Raw genomic sequence first — 16,091 nt, forward strand, 5'->3', positions numbered from 1 at the left:
AAAAAATGATTCCAGGGGAATATCGATTAAAATCAGCTCCGATTGTTTGCAATAAAGGGAAAGAGGCGATCAGGCTCAATGTTGTCAATAGAGGGGACCGTCCAGTACAAGTCGGTTCGCATTTTCATTTTTTTGAAGTAAACAGGGCGCTCGAATTTGACCGGCAGCTGGCGTTCGGCAGGCATTTAAACATTCCGTCCGGAACGGCGGTAAGGTTTGAGCCGGGCGATGCGAAAATCGTAGAGCTCGTTGAATTTTCGGGAAAAAAAGAAGTGTACGGTTTAAATAATTTGACGAACGGACCGTTGACAAAGGAGGCGGACAAATGAGTTTTCAAATGCCGCGCAAACAATATGCCGATATGTTCGGCCCGACAACTGGAGACAGCATTAGATTGGCTGATACGGAACTCTTCATTCAAATCGAAAAAGATTTTACCGTATACGGAGATGAAGTAAAATTCGGCGGTGGGAAAGTGATTCGCGACGGAATGGGACAGCATCCATTTGCCGAAAGGAAAGACGTGATGGATCTTGTTCTCACAAACGCCATTATTATTGATTATACAGGTATTTATAAAGCGGATATCGGCATAAAGGATGGGAAAATTGCCGCGATCGGAAAGGCGGGAAATCCATTATTAATGGATGGCGTCACAATGGTAATCGGAGCTTCAACCGAAATCGTTGCGGCAGAAGGAATGATTGTTACGGCAGGCGGAATCGATACCCATATTCATTTTATATGCCCTCAGCAAATTGAAACAGCTTTGACATCTGGAATTACAACAATGATAGGAGGAGGAACGGGGCCTGCAACAGGGACAAATGCAACGACTTGTACACCGGGTGAATGGAATATTTATAGAATGCTGGAGTCAGTTGAACATTTTCCTATGAATTTCGGCTTTTTAGGGAAAGGAAATTCATCCGGAAAAAAAGCGTTAGAGGAGCAAATCAAAGCAGGTGCAGTTGGTTTAAAACTGCATGAGGACTGGGGTTCAACACCGGCGGCGATCGATCAGTGTTTATCCGTAGCTGACGAGTATGATGTGCAAGTTGCCATCCATACAGATACGTTAAATGAAGCCGGTTTTGTAGAAGACACCATTGCAGCGATTAAAGACCGGGTCATTCATACATACCATACGGAAGGCGCAGGCGGGGGACACGCTCCGGATATTATGAAAATGGCCAGCCTGCCAAACGTTTTGCCTTCTTCGACAAATCCGACAAGACCGTTTACAGTCAACACGCTCGAGGAACATTTAGATATGCTGATGGTTTGCCATCATTTGGATCCGGCTATTCCTGAAGATATCGCCTTCGCAGATTCCCGCATTCGCAAAGAAACGATTGCGGCGGAAGATATTCTTCATGACCTTGGCGTATTCAGCATGATCAGTTCCGACTCGCAAGCGATGGGAAGGGTCGGCGAAGTGATTACGCGGACATGGCAAACCGCAGATAAAATGAAAAAGCAGCGGGGCTCCTTAAAGGGAGACGGCCAAGATCATGACAATTTCAGAGTGAAAAGATATGTGGCAAAATATACGATCAATCCTGCGATTGCCCACGGAATATCTGAATATGTCGGCTCTGTAGAAGTCGGCAAATTGGCGGATTTAGTTGTTTGGAATCCGGCCTTTTTTGGGGTGAAGCCGGAAATGATCATCAAGGGCGGAATGATTGCCTATAGTTTGATGGGAGACCCAAATGCATCCATTCCAACTCCGCAGCCTGTTTATTACCGTCCGATGTTCGGATCATTTGGCAAAGCTGTCTCACAAACATCGATCACATTTTTGTCAAAAGCAGCAATAAAAGCCGGCATTCCCGAAAAGTTAAAGTTGCAAAAAATCGTGAAACCCGTCAAAGGAGTTCGTACATTGACGAAAAAGGACATGGTTTTTAATGGTGAAACTCCTTCTATCGAAGTCGATCCACAAACGTATGAGGTAAAGGTAGACGGTGAATTGATCAATTGTGAGCCGGTTGAAGTTGTTCCGATGGCGCAAAGATATTTTCTGTTTTGAGGTGAAGACGGATGATTATTAAAGAAACACTTGGAAATATTTATGCAAAAGCAGTAAAGGAAAAACATGTGGAGCGCGTCTATTTAAGAAGCGATGATCTGCTCAAAAGAATTCAACGAGTGAAAACAGACCACGGGAACGAAATAGGGATTCGTTTAAAGGAGGAAAAGAAGCTGGCAGATGGTGACATTTTATATGAAGATGAAAACAATATGATCATTATTTCTGTCCTGCCTGAAGATGTCCTTGTCATTTGTCCGGCTACGCTGAAAGAGATGGGAGAAATTGCACATCAAATCGGCAACAGACATTTGCCGGCTCAGTTTGAAGGAAATGAAATGATCGTGCAATACGATCATCTTGTAGAACAACTTGCAAACGAGCTGAACATTCCATGTAAACGGGAGAAACGAAAAATAAAACAACCTTTTCGATATGTCGGACATCATCACCATGATTGATTGGCTGCCTTTATTGCAGATATGCGATTCAAACTTTCCTTCCGGAGCCTTCTCCCACTCGTTCGGATTCGAAACATATATTGTTGAGCAGAAAATAAAAGATGCAAGTACATTTAAAAGTTTTTTAAAAACGTACATTGACAAGCAGCTCGTCTATACGGACGGACTGGCTTGCCGGCTTGCATATCAATTTGAAAAAGAAGGGAAACAAGAGGAGCTTTGGAAGCTGGATGAGATTCTTTACGCCAGCTTAATGGCTAAAGAAACGAAAGAAGGGAACCGAAGAATTGGCGAGCAAATGCTGAAGCTTTGTTTAAATATTTACCCTCATCCAACACTGCAACAATATGCTCAAAAAATAAAAGCGAAGGAGCTTTACGGACATGCGGCTCTCGTTTTTGCCATTGTCGGGATAAAAATAGGAGCGGATGAAAAAACAACGCTTGTAACGTATTTGTATTCCACTATTCAAACGCTTGTACAAAACGGAGTCCGCGGCATTCCGATCGGTCAAAAAGAAGGGCAGCTGCTATTAAAAGATTTGCAGGAGGATGTGAGGAGAGCTGTTTTAAAAATTGGCAAACTATCGATCGACGATTTAGGTGCGCAATCACCTGGCCTTGAAATTGCACAAATGAGGCATGAGCAATTGCATGTAAGACTTTTTATGTCTTAACAGACTGTTTTCAGAGTTTCATTATTTTTACAAACTCTCTGCATGCTTGGCTGAAGCGAAAAGGCTGGAAAGCGTAAGAAGCGATCTGCTTCTTTTCAAAAAAAACTGCAAAGCTTGATCAAAAGATAAGGGGGGGAAGATTTGGGGCTAATCCCGAATCAGTCAAAATGGAACCTATACGAATCGGAATTGGAGGGCCAGTAGGAGCCGGCAAAACGCTGCTAGTGGAAAAATTGACTCGCTATTTGTCAAAGGAATTCAGTGTTGCTGTTGTCACTAATGATATTTATACAAAAGAGGATGCCTTATTTTTAATAAAAAACAGCGTTCTTCCGGAGGATCGGATTATCGGCGTCGAAACAGGCGGCTGTCCCCATACGGCCATTCGTGAGGATGCATCGATGAATTTTGCGGCAATTGATGAGTTAAAAGAAAGACACGAGGATTTAGATATGATTTTTGTTGAAAGCGGTGGAGATAACTTAGCGGCAACCTTCAGCCCGGAATTAGTCGATTTCTCCATTTATATCATTGATGTTGCCCAAGGGGAAAAAATCCCAAGAAAAGGGGGACAAGGGATGATTAAGTCTGATTTGTTTATCATCAATAAAATCGACCTCGCTCCTTATGTCGGTGCAAGTCTTGAAATCATGGAACAAGATACGAAAATGATGCGGGGGGAGCGACCGTTCTTTTTTACTAATTTAAAGGAAGAAATTGGTTTAGATAATGTGATCAATTGGATTAAACGAAATGCGCTGCTGGCAGGGTTGTAGAAATGGAAGGAATTTTGCAGATTCGCGCGGAGCAAAAAGGGGAGCGGACCGTAATTACGGATCACTTTTTTCAAGGAGCTTTGAAAATGACAAAGCCGGTCTATACGGAATCGTCGATACCGATCGTTTATGTGATTCATGTCGGCGGCGGATGTGTAGACGGGGATGAATACGCACAAGAAATTTCCTTAGGTGAAAAGGCAAGGCTTGCGGTGACGTCACAATCTTCAACGAAAATTTATAAAACACCGAAAAAACCTGTCAAGCAGAAATTCTTGTTTACATTGCAAAAAGACAGCGTGCTGGAATGTTTGTCAGATCCGTTGATCGTTTATGAACAGGCTCGCTTTGAGCAGGAAACCATCGTCCATATGGAAAAGGGTGCAGCCTTTTTGTACAAAGAAATTATTACGCCGGGCTGGTCTGAAACCGGGCAGCCGTTCTGTTTCGATGCAATTCGGCTAAAATTAAAAGTTTATAAGGAAAATCGATTGATTTTGTTCGATCATTTTTATCAACAAGGGGATCGGGGAATTGATCAATTATTGAATATGGAAGGCTATACACATTACGGTTCGTTCCTCGTTATTTCTGACGAAGTGGATGATAAATTAATGGAAAAGATTTCATGCCAGTTGCAGGGAGGACCGTTTGATGGACGGATCGGCATTTCAAGATTTTTGCCATCTGCCTTTATGATTAGAATTTTAGGAAACCATACCGATCACATTGAGGGGCTGTTTTTGGAAGTTCACCGATTGGCGAGAGCTTATCTATTAAAAGAACCTCCAATCCTATTACGAAAATATTAAAGAGATAAATAGAAGAGGTGAAAAATGTGTCAGTCAATTTTTTATCCGTGCTTTTTTTCGGATTGATTCTCGGGATGAAACATGCAACTGAACCGGATCATGTGATTGCTGTGTCCACAATTGCCAGCAGGACAAAAACTTTAAAGAAATCCAGTTTAACAGGAGTATATTGGGGAATTGGACACACCGCTACCCTTTTGTTGATCGGGATGATCGTGATCGGATTAAAAACAGCTATTCCGGAGAAGGTTTCATTGACATTGGAATTATTCGTCGGGATTATGTTAGTGATTTTAGGAATTTTAAGTCTTCGCGATGGCAGGCACAAACTGGCGCGAAACGATGAAACGGAATATACAAATATTAAATCATTGATCATCGGTTTTATTCACGGTTTGGCAGGAAGCGCGACAATGGTGCTGTTAACGATGACAACTGTTGAAAGCTATTTTCAAGCGTTTTTATACATCTGCATTTTCGGAGTCGGGACGATCGTCGGCATGTTTTGTTTTACAACCATTCTCGGTCTGCCGTTTATTCTCGGAAGCAAAGTGAAAAAATATGTTCCGTTCATTTGCTCGCTTGCCGGAGCAATTAGTATATTATACGGCACCTTTTATATTTATGAAATCGGCTTTAAAGACGGATTGTTTATATAAATCGATTAATTGCTTAAAACCTCGTTTGGATCACTCCATCCAAATGGGGTTTTTTCATGTGTATTGGGATTATTTACTAAATCATTAAAGTATTGTATTCTTTTAATAATCATCCACATTTTTTGTAGAAACTGGTTCGTAAATCAAATATATGTAAAGAGGCGAAAAATCGCCAACCTAAAAAATCCGCAAAACTGTGAGATAGAGGTGGTTAGATGAGCTCAGCCGTTCAATTTCAAATCCCCTTTCCCTATTTTGTCATGTCCCCCAACGAAGAAATCCTCTTTGGCAACGAAGTATTCAATGAATACGTCCGTACTTCTACTAAACATAAAAAAATACACGACATATTTCATATATGGGAAGAATTCAAACATGGAAAAGTTGTGCGAACGGAGGTGGAAGGGAAAAGCTGCATGTTTCTGAAAACGAAAATAGAAGAATCTCAACATTTCTTTTATATAGGGACTTTTTCCTTAGATTTAATTTCATTGCTTGATGAGTTAAAAGAGACCCATCGCCTTAACCGTGAATTAGACGCCATTATCGAAAACTCTTACGACGGCATTTATATTACGGATAAAGAAGGTGTTACGATTAAAACGAATTCGGCAATCGAACGAATTACTGGAATTCCAAAAGAATACTATATTGGGAAAAAGGTAGATTATCTCCAAAAGAGAGGGATTTTAAAAGACTCTGTAACTCATAAAGTTTTGAAAACAAAAAGAACGGTGTCAGTTGTCCAACTAAACTATTCAGGAAGAGAAACATTGTTAACAGGCAATCCGATTTTTAACGAAAACGGCGAAATTGAGGGAGTTGTCACAAATATTCGCGACTTGTCCGAATTAAATGAGCTCCAGAAAGCCTTAAAAAAAGCAAATGAATTAAATGAGACATATAAAAAAGAGATTGACCGATTAAAAAGAAACAAGGAAGATGAGCATGATGTCGTTGTCAATAGCCAGCAGATGAAATTCATTTACGACACTGCCAATCGAATTATCAATGTAGATGCAACCGTATTGATTTTAGGCGAAACGGGCGTTGGGAAGGATGTGTTGGCTCGGCATATTTATGACAATAGCGAAAGAAGGTTTAAAGGGGAATTTGTTAAGGTCAATTGCGGAGCCATTCCCCCTGAATTATTGGAATCTGAGCTTTTTGGATATGAAGGCGGCGCTTTTACCGGAGCGAATGCAAAGGGAAAACAAGGTTTGTTTGAGGCGGCTGACAAGGGCGTGCTGTTTTTAGACGAAGTGGGAGAATTGCCATTAAACTTGCAAGTCAAATTATTGCGCGTGATTCAAGAAAGAGAAGTACAAAGGTTGGGTGGTACGAAAACAAAAAAGGTAGACGTGAGAATTATTGCAGCAACAAATCGTGATTTGAAAGAAATGGTCAAAAAAGGGGAGTTTCGAGAAGATTTATTTTATCGTTTAAATGTCGTCCCGATTCACATCCCTCCTCTAAGAGAAAGAAAAGAGGACATTTTGCCATTAGTAGAAGTGTTTTTGCGAAATGTAAACAAAAAATATCGGAAGCAAAAGAAAATAGACCCTGAATTAAAAGACTTTTTTTACCATTACCATTGGCCGGGAAACATTCGCGAGCTGTCCAATTTGATTGAAAGAATTGTGCTCGTAAATCGGGATCAATTGTTAAAGGTTCATCATTTGCCGCCGGAATATCAAAATGAAAATACGTTCCATTCGAATATTCCATCTTTAAAGGAAGCGATGGAGCAAGCTGAAAAGAATATTTTAAGAATGGCTTGTAAAAAATATAAAACGACGTATGAAATAGCGGAAGCACTGCAAACGAGTCAGCCAACAGTGGTTCGAAAGCTGAGAAAATACAACTTAAATATAAATGGTCATGAAAACTAGCATGCAAAGATCATTTATACTCCTCTTAAACAATGCTGATAAAAATAAATTTACTCCAATCTTTTTCAAGAAAGGATTGGAGTTTTTTTGTGAATCAAAACTGATTTGATCGATTCATATTTGAATCAAATATTTTTCCGAGAAATAAAGACTTTTCTACAAAGTGATTTATTTATGAATTATTTTCCCCCGCTGCATTTCGGAAAAAAGCAATAAAACGATCATGTGTCATTGGCACGCTTATTGCTTATAAAAAAATGAAAACTTGTTGAGGAGGAAGCTGCATGCTTGAAACAACGATACAGGAAATCGACCAGATGAAGCAAATGGTGAAGCAGTTTGTGGACAATGAAGTGGAACCATATGCTCAACAAATAGAAGAAGAGGATCAAATTCCCCAACATATCATCGATCAAGCGAAAGAACTGGGCCTGTTCGGAATCAGTATTCCTGAGGAGTACGGCGGGATCGGTTTAAATACGCTTGGTAAAGCGATCGTTCTTGAGCAGCTTGGTCGTACGCATAACGGCTTTGTCAGCATGATAAGTGCACATACAGGAATCGGTAGCACAGGATTAGTGAAGCTCGGTTCTGATGAATTAAAAAGAAAATATTTACCAGCAATGGCGGCCGGAGAAAAAATAGCCTGTTTTGCCTTGTCCGAGCCTGGGGCTGGTTCGGATGCTACAAATATTTCAACAAGGGCGGAAAAGAAGGGAGATTACTGGGTTTTAAACGGAATCAAACATTTTATAACAAATGCCCCGATAGCTGATATTTTTACCATTTTTGCGGTAACGGATAAGGAGAAAGGAGCGAAAGGAGGGATTACAGCCTTTGTCGTTGAAAGGGATTTTCCTGGATTAATCATAGGGAAAAAAGATAAAAAAATGGGATTAAGAGGATCTCATACAGCACAAGTCATTTTGGAAAATTGCATAGTTCCAGAAGAAAACGTTATTGGCGAGGTTGGCAAAGGATATATATCAGCCTTAAAAATTTTGGCAGAAGGACGGATTGGGCTGGCGGCCAGGTCGGTCGGCTCGTGTGATAAGCTTATTGAGATGTCAGCTGCCTATGCAAAAGAAAGAATCCAGTTTGGGAAGCCGATTGCTCATTTTCAAGCGGTTCAATGGATGCTTGCGGATATGGCGACAGAAACAGAAGCGGCTCGAACGTTAACGTTAAAGGCCGCACAGATGGTGGACGAAGGGAAAAACGTGATGAAAGAAGCAGCAATGGCCAAACTATTTGCTTCTGAAGTCTTTAACCGTGTTGCAGATCGCGCTGTCCAAATTCATGGCGGGATGGGGTATGTATCGGAATATCCAGTTGAACGGTACTATCGGGATGCCAGAATTACAAAAATATATGAAGGAACCAATGAGATTCAAAGAATCATTATCGCAAGAAAAATTCTCGAAGAAGTTTAAGGAAAGGCAGTGAATGGCTTGTGCTAAATAAACTTTTTCATATTCGCGATCAAGTGGCCGTCGTTACCGGCGGCGGGACCGGGCTGGGAAAACATATGGCAGAGGCTTTAGCAGCATCAGGCTGTCATGTGGCGATTTGTTCCCGAAAGGTTGAAAATTGCAGGCAAACAGCTGAAAACATTCAAAAACAATACAATATTCACGCGAAAGGGTATCAATGCTTCGTTCAAAATGAAGAAAGCGTCCGGCAATTTATAACCGAGGTGATCAATGATTTTGGCAAAATCGATATTTTAATCAACAATAGCGGCACAACTTGGGGAGCCGATGTTGAAGACATGCCGCTTGAGGCTTGGCAAAAAGTGATCGATGTGAATATAACAGGTACTTTCCTCATGTCGAAAGAAGCAGGCAAGCATATGATTAAACAACAATATGGAAAAATTATCAATATTGGTTCTGTTGCCGGATTAAAAGCTGAATCTCCTGAAATTTTAAATGCGACCGGTTACAGCGTAAGCAAAGCAGCCATTCATCATTTTACAAAAGAGCTAGCCCGTAAGTGGGCAAAGCACAACATTCATGTTAATGCGATTGCTCCGGGATTTTTCCATACAAAAATGACAGATTATACCCTTCGCCAAAAAGGAGACGAAATAAAAAAACGTAACCCGTTAGGAAAAATCGGTGATACGGATTCATTAAAGGCTTTGGTGCTCTTTTTTGCAAGCCCTGCCAGCAATTATGTGACAGGCCAAATTGTCGCAATTGATGGAGGCAGTTCTCTGTAAGAACGGGGAACTGTTAGATGCTTTGGTTGAATCGGATTCAGGTGGGAAGCTTTTGGCAATTTTGTTTCGAGATAAGAGGAAAAGAAGTGCCTTCTAACGAATTAATTTTATGAAAATTCAGAAAAAATAACGGCATAGATGTGAACAGTTTTGAACGTTAAGGGTCATAAACTGAAAAGAAGCTATTTGTCTTCAATAAAAAGCGCAGGAGGTTGCAATTTTGGAATTGCTAGAAGGACGCCCGTGGAGCAAATGGTATAAAGATCAACCGTCAACATTCAATTTTCCAGAAGTATCTTTATACAATTTTTTGGAGCAAACTTCAAAGCGATTTGGCAAAAACATTGCCGTCATTTTTGAAAATGAAGAAATCACTTATAACGAGTTAAAATGCCGAGTCGATCAACTAGCTGCAGCATGGAACGAAATGGGGCTTCAAAAAGGGGAAAGAATCGGGTTAATGCTTGCCAACCATCCTCATTATATTATCTCATATTACGCAGCACTTGCATTAGGTTTAACCGTTGTGCAAATTAACCCTTTTTACACGGTTAGGGAGCTTTTGCAAATTATCGTTGATTCACAAATCTCATATATAGTGGTTGATGAAAACGCTTTAATAAAAATAAAAGAAGCAAAACACATATATCCTTTTAAAAAGATCTTCGTTTCTCAAAAAAACACGGAAGAAAAAGATCGGCAATTTATCGATTTGAAAGCCTTAATAGATTATTCTAAACAGCTTGAAAAATGTACGGATGTCCAAGCAAAAGAGGATGTGGCAGTGATTCAGTATACTGGTGGGACTACAGGGAAAATGAAAGGTGCGATGCTGACACATTATAATTTAACCTCCAATGTCATTCAAAGTTATTTGATGTATGGCGATAAAATGATTTTCGGAGAAGAAATCATTTTGACGGCAATCCCTTTGTATCATGTTTATGCGATGACATGTGCGATGAATTTAGGGATTTACATTGGTGCCAAAATACTGTTGTTCCAAAAGTTTGACGTTCAAGATATTCTTGAAAAAATACAGAAATATCGGCCAAGTCAATTTCCAGGCGTTCCGAAGATGTATAACGCATTTGTCAATCACCCTGACATCGATCAATATGATTTAAAAAAACTAAAAGTTTGCACTTCAGGTTCAGCACCTTTGCCGGTGGAGGTGTTAAGACGTTTTGAAAAGCTGACAGGAGCGGCAATTGGTGAAGGGTACGGCTTGTCCGAAGCTTCGCCGACCACCCACCGCAATCCGCCATTTGGAAAACGGGTAGTTGGAAGCATCGGCATTCCGTTGCCGGCTACAGATTGCAAAATTGTCGATGAAAATGATCATGAGCTAGGTCCGAAAATGATCGGGGAGCTCTTAATTAAAGGGCCGCAAGTGATGAAAGGGTACTGGAACAATGAGGCGGAAACCAAACAGGCTATTCAAAACGGATGGCTTTATACAGGGGATTTGGCCATGATGGATGATGAAGGATATTTCTATATTGTCGGCAGAAAGAAAGAAATGATCATCGTTGGCGGATTTAATGTATATCCGCAAGAAGTTGAAAGCGTTTTATATGAGCATCCAAATGTAAAAGAAGCAGCAGTTGTCGGGATTCCTCATCAAAACGAAGGGGAAATCGTGAAGGCGTATATTGTTCCGAAACATAATAGCGAAATGGACATTGAAGAATTAAAAGGATTTTGTTATGCCAAATTAGCAAGATATAAAGTGCCAAAAGAATTCGAGATTCGTGACAGCCTTCCGAGAAATTCGGTTGGAAAACTATTAAAAAGAATATTAGTAGAAGAGGAAAAATCACAGAAAAGAAATGTTTGAAGCTTTTTAAAAAACGATCAGCTGAAAAATTGGCAGCGGTCAGCACACTAAGTTCTAAAAAAAGACTGGAGTGATAAATATGAACATATGCGTTTTGATCAAACGAACGTTTGATACGGAAGAGAAAATTATATTGACTGATGGAATCATTCAGGAGGAAGGAGCAGAATTTATCATCAATCCATATGACGAGTACGCCATTGAAGAAGCCATTCAAATTCGCGATGAACAAGGCGGAGAAGTAACAGCTGTTATGGCTGGAAATGAAGACGGTGAAAAGGAATTGCGTACAGCTCTTGCAATGGGGGCAGATAAAGCAGTTCTCATTAAACTTGAGGAGGATGTTGAGGATGGAGACCAATGGACGACAGCAAAAGTTCTTTCAACCTATTTAGAAGGAAAGAACTATGACCTTATTTTAGCCGGTAATGTAGCGATTGACGGCGGAAGCGGCCAAGTAGGACCTCGCGTTGCCGAACTGCTTGGAATACCTTATGTAACAGCGATCACAAAGCTAGAAATTGACGGAAGAAAAGTAAAAATTGAGCGTGATGTCGAAGGGGATGTAGAAGTGATTGAAGCGTCGCTTCCTTTGCTGGTCACCGCTCAACAAGGATTGAATGAGCCCCGTTATCCATCTTTGCCAGGCATTATGAAAGCAAAGAGAAAGCCGCTGGAGCAATTAGAATTAGATGACTTGGATTTGGAAGAAGATGATGTCGAGCCAAAAACGAAAGTATTAGAAATCTTCTTACCTCCGAAAAAAGAGGCGGGCAAGATATTAAAAGGTGAATTAGAAGATCAGGCAAAAGAACTTGTTTCATTATTAAGAAGCGAAGCAAATATCATTTAATCACGACAAAGGGGAGATGAGGATGGCAAGAAAAGTAATCGTTTTAGGAGAGATCCGCGATAAAGCGCTGCGCAATGTTTCGTTTGAAGCAATTGCAGCTGCAAAAGTGTTAGCAAACGGAGGAGAGGTTGTTGGAATTTTAATAGGTGAAAAAGCAGCAAATCTTGCTTCAGACATGATAGCCTATGGAGCGGATCGGGTGGTAGTGGCGGAAAATGAAAAATTTAAGCATTATACTCCTGATGGGTATGCTCAAGCGCTTATGGCAGTGATTGAGGAGGAAAAACCAGAAGGAATTGTCTTCGGTCATACGTCACTAGGAAAAGATCTTTCACCGAAAATTGCCGCAAAATTAAACGCAGGGCTCGTCTCTGATGTAACAGCTATTGAGGCAGACGGTGACAATATCACCTTTATACGACCCATCTATTCGGGAAAAGCATTCGAAAAGAGAGTGGTAACAGAGGGGATTATGTTGGTTACTGTTCGACCAAACAATATAGCGCCATTGGAGAAAAATGAGGAAAGAACAGGTAAAGTTGCTTCCATATCGGTTGAAATAAAAGACTTGCGCACGATCGTAAAGGACGTCGTTCGAAAAGCTTCTGAAGGTGTTGATCTTTCAGAAGCAAAAGTAATTATCGCCGGAGGTCGTGGAGTGAAAAGTGCAGAAGGCTTTAAACCGCTCCAAGAGCTTGCGGAAGTATTGGGAGGAGCTGTCGGGGCATCCCGCGGAGCTTGTGACGCTGGATATTGCGATTATTCGATGCAGATCGGCCAAACTGGCAAAGTAGTTACACCTGATTTATATATTGCCTGCGGAATATCTGGAGCGATTCAACATTTAGCCGGCATGTCCAATTCAAAAGTGATTGTCGCCATTAATAAAGATCCGGAAGCAAACATATTTAAAGTGGCGGATTACGGAATTGTCGGTGACTTGTTTGACGTGGTCCCAATGTTGACAGAGGAATTTAAAAAGTTAAAGGTCCTTAGTTTCTAAACCGCATTAAAAATTTGGTTTTCCTGAAGATCGGAATTTCCATTCAAAAGTCTTGTGCTGTTTTTAGCAAAGCTGCCATGAAGAGAGAGAGGATTAGGGAAAATCTCTATATGCTAGATAGTTATTCGGAAAACGGGTGCGATTCGCAGCATGAAAGGAAAGCGTTTTTAAAACGTTGAAAGTTTTCCCTCAGGGAATGAATTTGTCTTGTCGGCACTTTTGATCAAACGGCTAACTTGTTTGCATGTATTGCAAGCATCTTGGGTGAACCGTTTCTATGACAGAGTGAAGCGGACAGAGATGGACGATTCGGCTTCATCCAACCGGTTTGCTCGAATAAACCATCAGTGAAGCAAGCTATAAATTGGGGACAAAAGAGGTGAAAAAATGGATTTTCAGCTGGATGAAGAAATCGAATTGTTAAAAAGAAATGTGCGAGATTTTGTTCAAGCAGAAGTCGAAGCAGTTGCGAAACAAATTGAAGAAGAAGATAAAATCCCCGAACATATTGTGGAAATGTCCAAGGAACTGGGCTTGTTTGGATTAAGCATCCCCGAAGAATACGGCGGGCTTGGAATCGGGATGGTGGGGAAATGTGCTTTATATGAAGAAATTGGCGCCACCCATAACGGTTTTACAACATTAATCGGAGCACACACTGGCATCGGCACAGTCGGAATTGTCGAAATGGGCAATGAAGAGCAAAAGAAAAAATACTTGCCAGCCATGGCGCGGGGGGAGAAAATAGGAGCATTTGCTTTGACGGAGCCAAGCGCTGGTTCCAATGCAACCAACTTAAAAACGACCGCGATCAAAAAAGGAGATAAATATATTTTGAATGGCACAAAGCATTATATAACAAACGCTACGGTAGCGGATGTTTTCACCGTCATGGCCGTAACAGACGCATCTAAAGGATCAAAGGGAATCACTTCCTTTATCGTAGAAAAGGACTTCCCCGGCTTTCGTGTTGGAGCAGTTGAAAAGAAAATGGGGTTGAAAGGCTCTCATTCTGCTGAAATTATTTTAGAAGATTGCGAGGTTCCAGCTGAAAATATTTTAGGGGAGGAAGGCCAAGGATATGTGAATGCATTAAAAATTTTAGCGAATGGCCGAGCCGGATTAGCAGCCAGAAATTTAGGATCTTGTCAAAAGCTTTTAGACTTATCCGTTCAATATGCAAAAGAACGCATTCAATTTGATGTTCCGATTATTGAACACCAGGCTGTTGCTCACATGCTTGCAGAAATGGCAATGGAAATTGAAGCATTGCGTTCATTTACCTACCGTGTTGCGTGGATGGTAGATCAAGGAATGAAAGTGATAAAAGAGGCAGCAATGTTAAAGCTATACGGGTCGGAAGTGTATAACCGTGTCGCAGATAAAGCTGTTCAAATTCATGGCGGTATCGGCTATATTTCAGATTATCCAATTGAAAGATTTTATCGAGATGCCCGGATTACGAGAATTTATGAAGGAACATCGGAAATTCAAAAAAACATCATTGCCCGCCAATTACAAAAGGAATACGGCCAATAACCATTATGGTCATGCTGTAAATGCAAGTGTTTCGAAACGGATAACAAAAGATTGCTGGAAAAATAATATAAAAAAATTTTAAAGCTGCTCTCCGGGGGAGGAACGTACATGGAGAACATAGTCATTGCCAGCGCTGTTCGAACAGCGATCGGCCGGTATGGCGGAGCATTAAAGGATATCAATTCCGGATTTTTGGCTAGTCATGTTATCAAAGAGGCAATAAAAAGAGCAAAAATCGGGCCAACCCAAGTAGATGAAGTGATTTTAGGCGAGGTAAGGCAAACGACGGAATCTTCAAATGTTGCCAGAGTCGCTGCATTGCGGGCAGGAATCCCTGAAACGGCAACCGCCTTTACTGTGAATCGTTTATGCGCCTCAGGAATGCAGGCAATCGCTTCAGCTGTACAGCAAATTTTAACAGGCCATGCGGAAATTGTCGTTGCCGGCGGCACGGAAAATATGTCAAGGGCGCCTTTCTATTTAAGAGGTGTTCGCTTTGGCGCGGGACAGCCGTATTTGGTAGATTCCAATACTGAGGCAGGTCAGCAGCCGAATGAAATCTATGGAGATCAGCTGGGAATGGGCATAACCGCAGAAAATGTTGCGGAAAAATATAATATTTCACGGAAAGAACAAGATTTATTTGCATTAGAAAGCCAAAAGCGCGCAGAGAGAGCCATCCAAGAAGGGAATTTTCAAGCTGAAATTGTTCCGATTGAAATCAACAGCAAGAAAAATTCGTTCATTTTTCATACAGATGAACATCCGCGCCCGAATACAACCTTGGAAAAATTGCAGCAATTAAAACCGGCCTTTCGGCATAACGGAACGGTGACAGCAGGTAATGCGTGCGGCAGAAATGACGGCGCGAGCGCATTGGTCATCATGAGCGAAGAAAAGGCAAAAAGGTTGAACATTCAGCCATTAGCCCGGATTGTAAATTGGGCGCAATCAGGCGTATCCCCGGAAATTATGGGGATCGGACCCGTTCCAGCGGTGCAAAAATTGCTGGAGCGAACAGGAAAAAAGATGGAAGATATCGATTTAATCGAACTGAATGAAGCGTTTGCTTCTCAGGCGCTTGCAGTCATTCGCGAACTAAACCTTGACTATGAAAAAGTAAATGTGAATGGTGGGGCGATCGCTCTCGGCCACCCTTTAGGTGCGACCGGAGCACGGATTGTCACGACATTGCTTTATGAAATGATGCGAAGAAATAACCGATATGGTATAGCAACTCTTTGTGTAGGCGGTGGACAGGGAATGGCCATGCTGATTGAAAATTTGATCGTTTAAAAATCAACCGCTTCAAAGCCCCTGA

General features: G+C 41.2%; 15 protein-coding genes. All 15 read left to right on the forward strand.

Going from position 1 to position 16,091, the window contains the following annotated elements; all coding sequences use genetic code 11:
* Positions 1–5: 5 nt before the first annotated feature.
* On the forward strand, positions 6–329 hold the full coding sequence (locus RI196_RS07335; RefSeq protein WP_311067167.1) for an urease subunit beta: 324 nt from the start codon (positions 6–8) through the stop codon (positions 327–329).
* A complete protein-coding gene (ureC, locus tag RI196_RS07340; protein ID WP_066248737.1) occupies positions 326–2,035 on the forward strand; it encodes an urease subunit alpha in 1,710 nt (569 codons plus the stop codon). The genes RI196_RS07335 and ureC overlap by 4 nt, the downstream gene beginning before the upstream one ends.
* 11 nt (positions 2,036–2,046) lie before the next feature.
* Positions 2,047–2,496, forward strand: coding sequence for an urease accessory protein UreE (ureE, locus tag RI196_RS07345; protein WP_063386864.1), 450 nt, complete (start codon positions 2,047–2,049; stop codon positions 2,494–2,496).
* Positions 2,489–3,172: an urease accessory protein UreF gene (locus RI196_RS07350; protein WP_311067168.1), complete on the forward strand. Its 684-nt coding sequence runs from the start codon at positions 2,489–2,491 to the stop codon at positions 3,170–3,172. Before ureE ends, RI196_RS07350 begins: the two co-directional genes overlap by 8 nt.
* A gap of 167 nt (positions 3,173–3,339) precedes the next feature.
* Entirely contained in the window at positions 3,340–3,948 is a 609-nt protein-coding gene (gene ureG, locus RI196_RS07355; protein WP_063386865.1) for an urease accessory protein UreG, read from the forward strand.
* Between the two features lie 2 nt (positions 3,949–3,950).
* Entirely contained in the window at positions 3,951–4,760 is an 810-nt protein-coding gene (locus RI196_RS07360; protein WP_066248729.1) for an urease accessory protein UreD, read from the forward strand.
* 26 nt (positions 4,761–4,786) lie between these two features.
* On the forward strand, positions 4,787–5,419 hold the full coding sequence (locus RI196_RS07365; protein ID WP_311067169.1) for a HoxN/HupN/NixA family nickel/cobalt transporter: 633 nt from the start codon (positions 4,787–4,789) through the stop codon (positions 5,417–5,419).
* A 215-nt stretch (positions 5,420–5,634) separates the two neighbouring features.
* Positions 5,635–7,311, forward strand: coding sequence for a sigma-54 interaction domain-containing protein (locus RI196_RS07370; RefSeq protein WP_063386867.1), 1,677 nt, complete (start codon positions 5,635–5,637; stop codon positions 7,309–7,311).
* A gap of 284 nt (positions 7,312–7,595) precedes the next feature.
* The gene (locus tag RI196_RS07375; protein WP_063386868.1) at positions 7,596–8,744 is read left to right on the forward strand and encodes an acyl-CoA dehydrogenase family protein; all 1,149 of its coding nucleotides are present in this window, start codon (positions 7,596–7,598) and stop codon (positions 8,742–8,744) included.
* 20 nt (positions 8,745–8,764) lie between these two features.
* Positions 8,765–9,535, forward strand: coding sequence for a glucose 1-dehydrogenase (locus tag RI196_RS07380; protein WP_066248722.1), 771 nt, complete (start codon positions 8,765–8,767; stop codon positions 9,533–9,535).
* 220 nt (positions 9,536–9,755) lie between these two features.
* Positions 9,756–11,375 (forward strand): long-chain-fatty-acid--CoA ligase, encoded by a 1,620-nt coding sequence (locus RI196_RS07385; protein WP_311067170.1) that lies wholly within the window; start codon positions 9,756–9,758, stop codon positions 11,373–11,375.
* A 79-nt stretch (positions 11,376–11,454) separates the two neighbouring features.
* Positions 11,455–12,228 carry an electron transfer flavoprotein subunit beta/FixA family protein gene (locus tag RI196_RS07390; protein ID WP_311067171.1) on the forward strand — a complete coding sequence of 258 codons (774 nt, stop codon included), beginning with the start codon at positions 11,455–11,457 and terminating at the stop codon, positions 12,226–12,228.
* A 22-nt stretch (positions 12,229–12,250) separates the two neighbouring features.
* Complete coding sequence (locus RI196_RS07395) at positions 12,251–13,231, forward strand: electron transfer flavoprotein subunit alpha/FixB family protein (protein WP_311067172.1); 981 nt, start codon at positions 12,251–12,253, stop codon at positions 13,229–13,231.
* 387 nt (positions 13,232–13,618) lie between these two features.
* Complete coding sequence (locus RI196_RS07400) at positions 13,619–14,770, forward strand: acyl-CoA dehydrogenase family protein (RefSeq protein WP_311067173.1); 1,152 nt, start codon at positions 13,619–13,621, stop codon at positions 14,768–14,770.
* A gap of 108 nt (positions 14,771–14,878) precedes the next feature.
* Positions 14,879–16,066 (forward strand): thiolase family protein, encoded by a 1,188-nt coding sequence (locus RI196_RS07405; RefSeq protein WP_066248708.1) that lies wholly within the window; start codon positions 14,879–14,881, stop codon positions 16,064–16,066.
* Positions 16,067–16,091: the final 25 nt, after the last annotated feature.

Origin of the sequence: Aeribacillus composti (genome assembly GCF_031760945.1) — a bacterium.
Classification (GTDB): Bacteria; Bacillota; Bacilli; order Bacillales; family Aeribacillaceae; genus Aeribacillus; species Aeribacillus composti.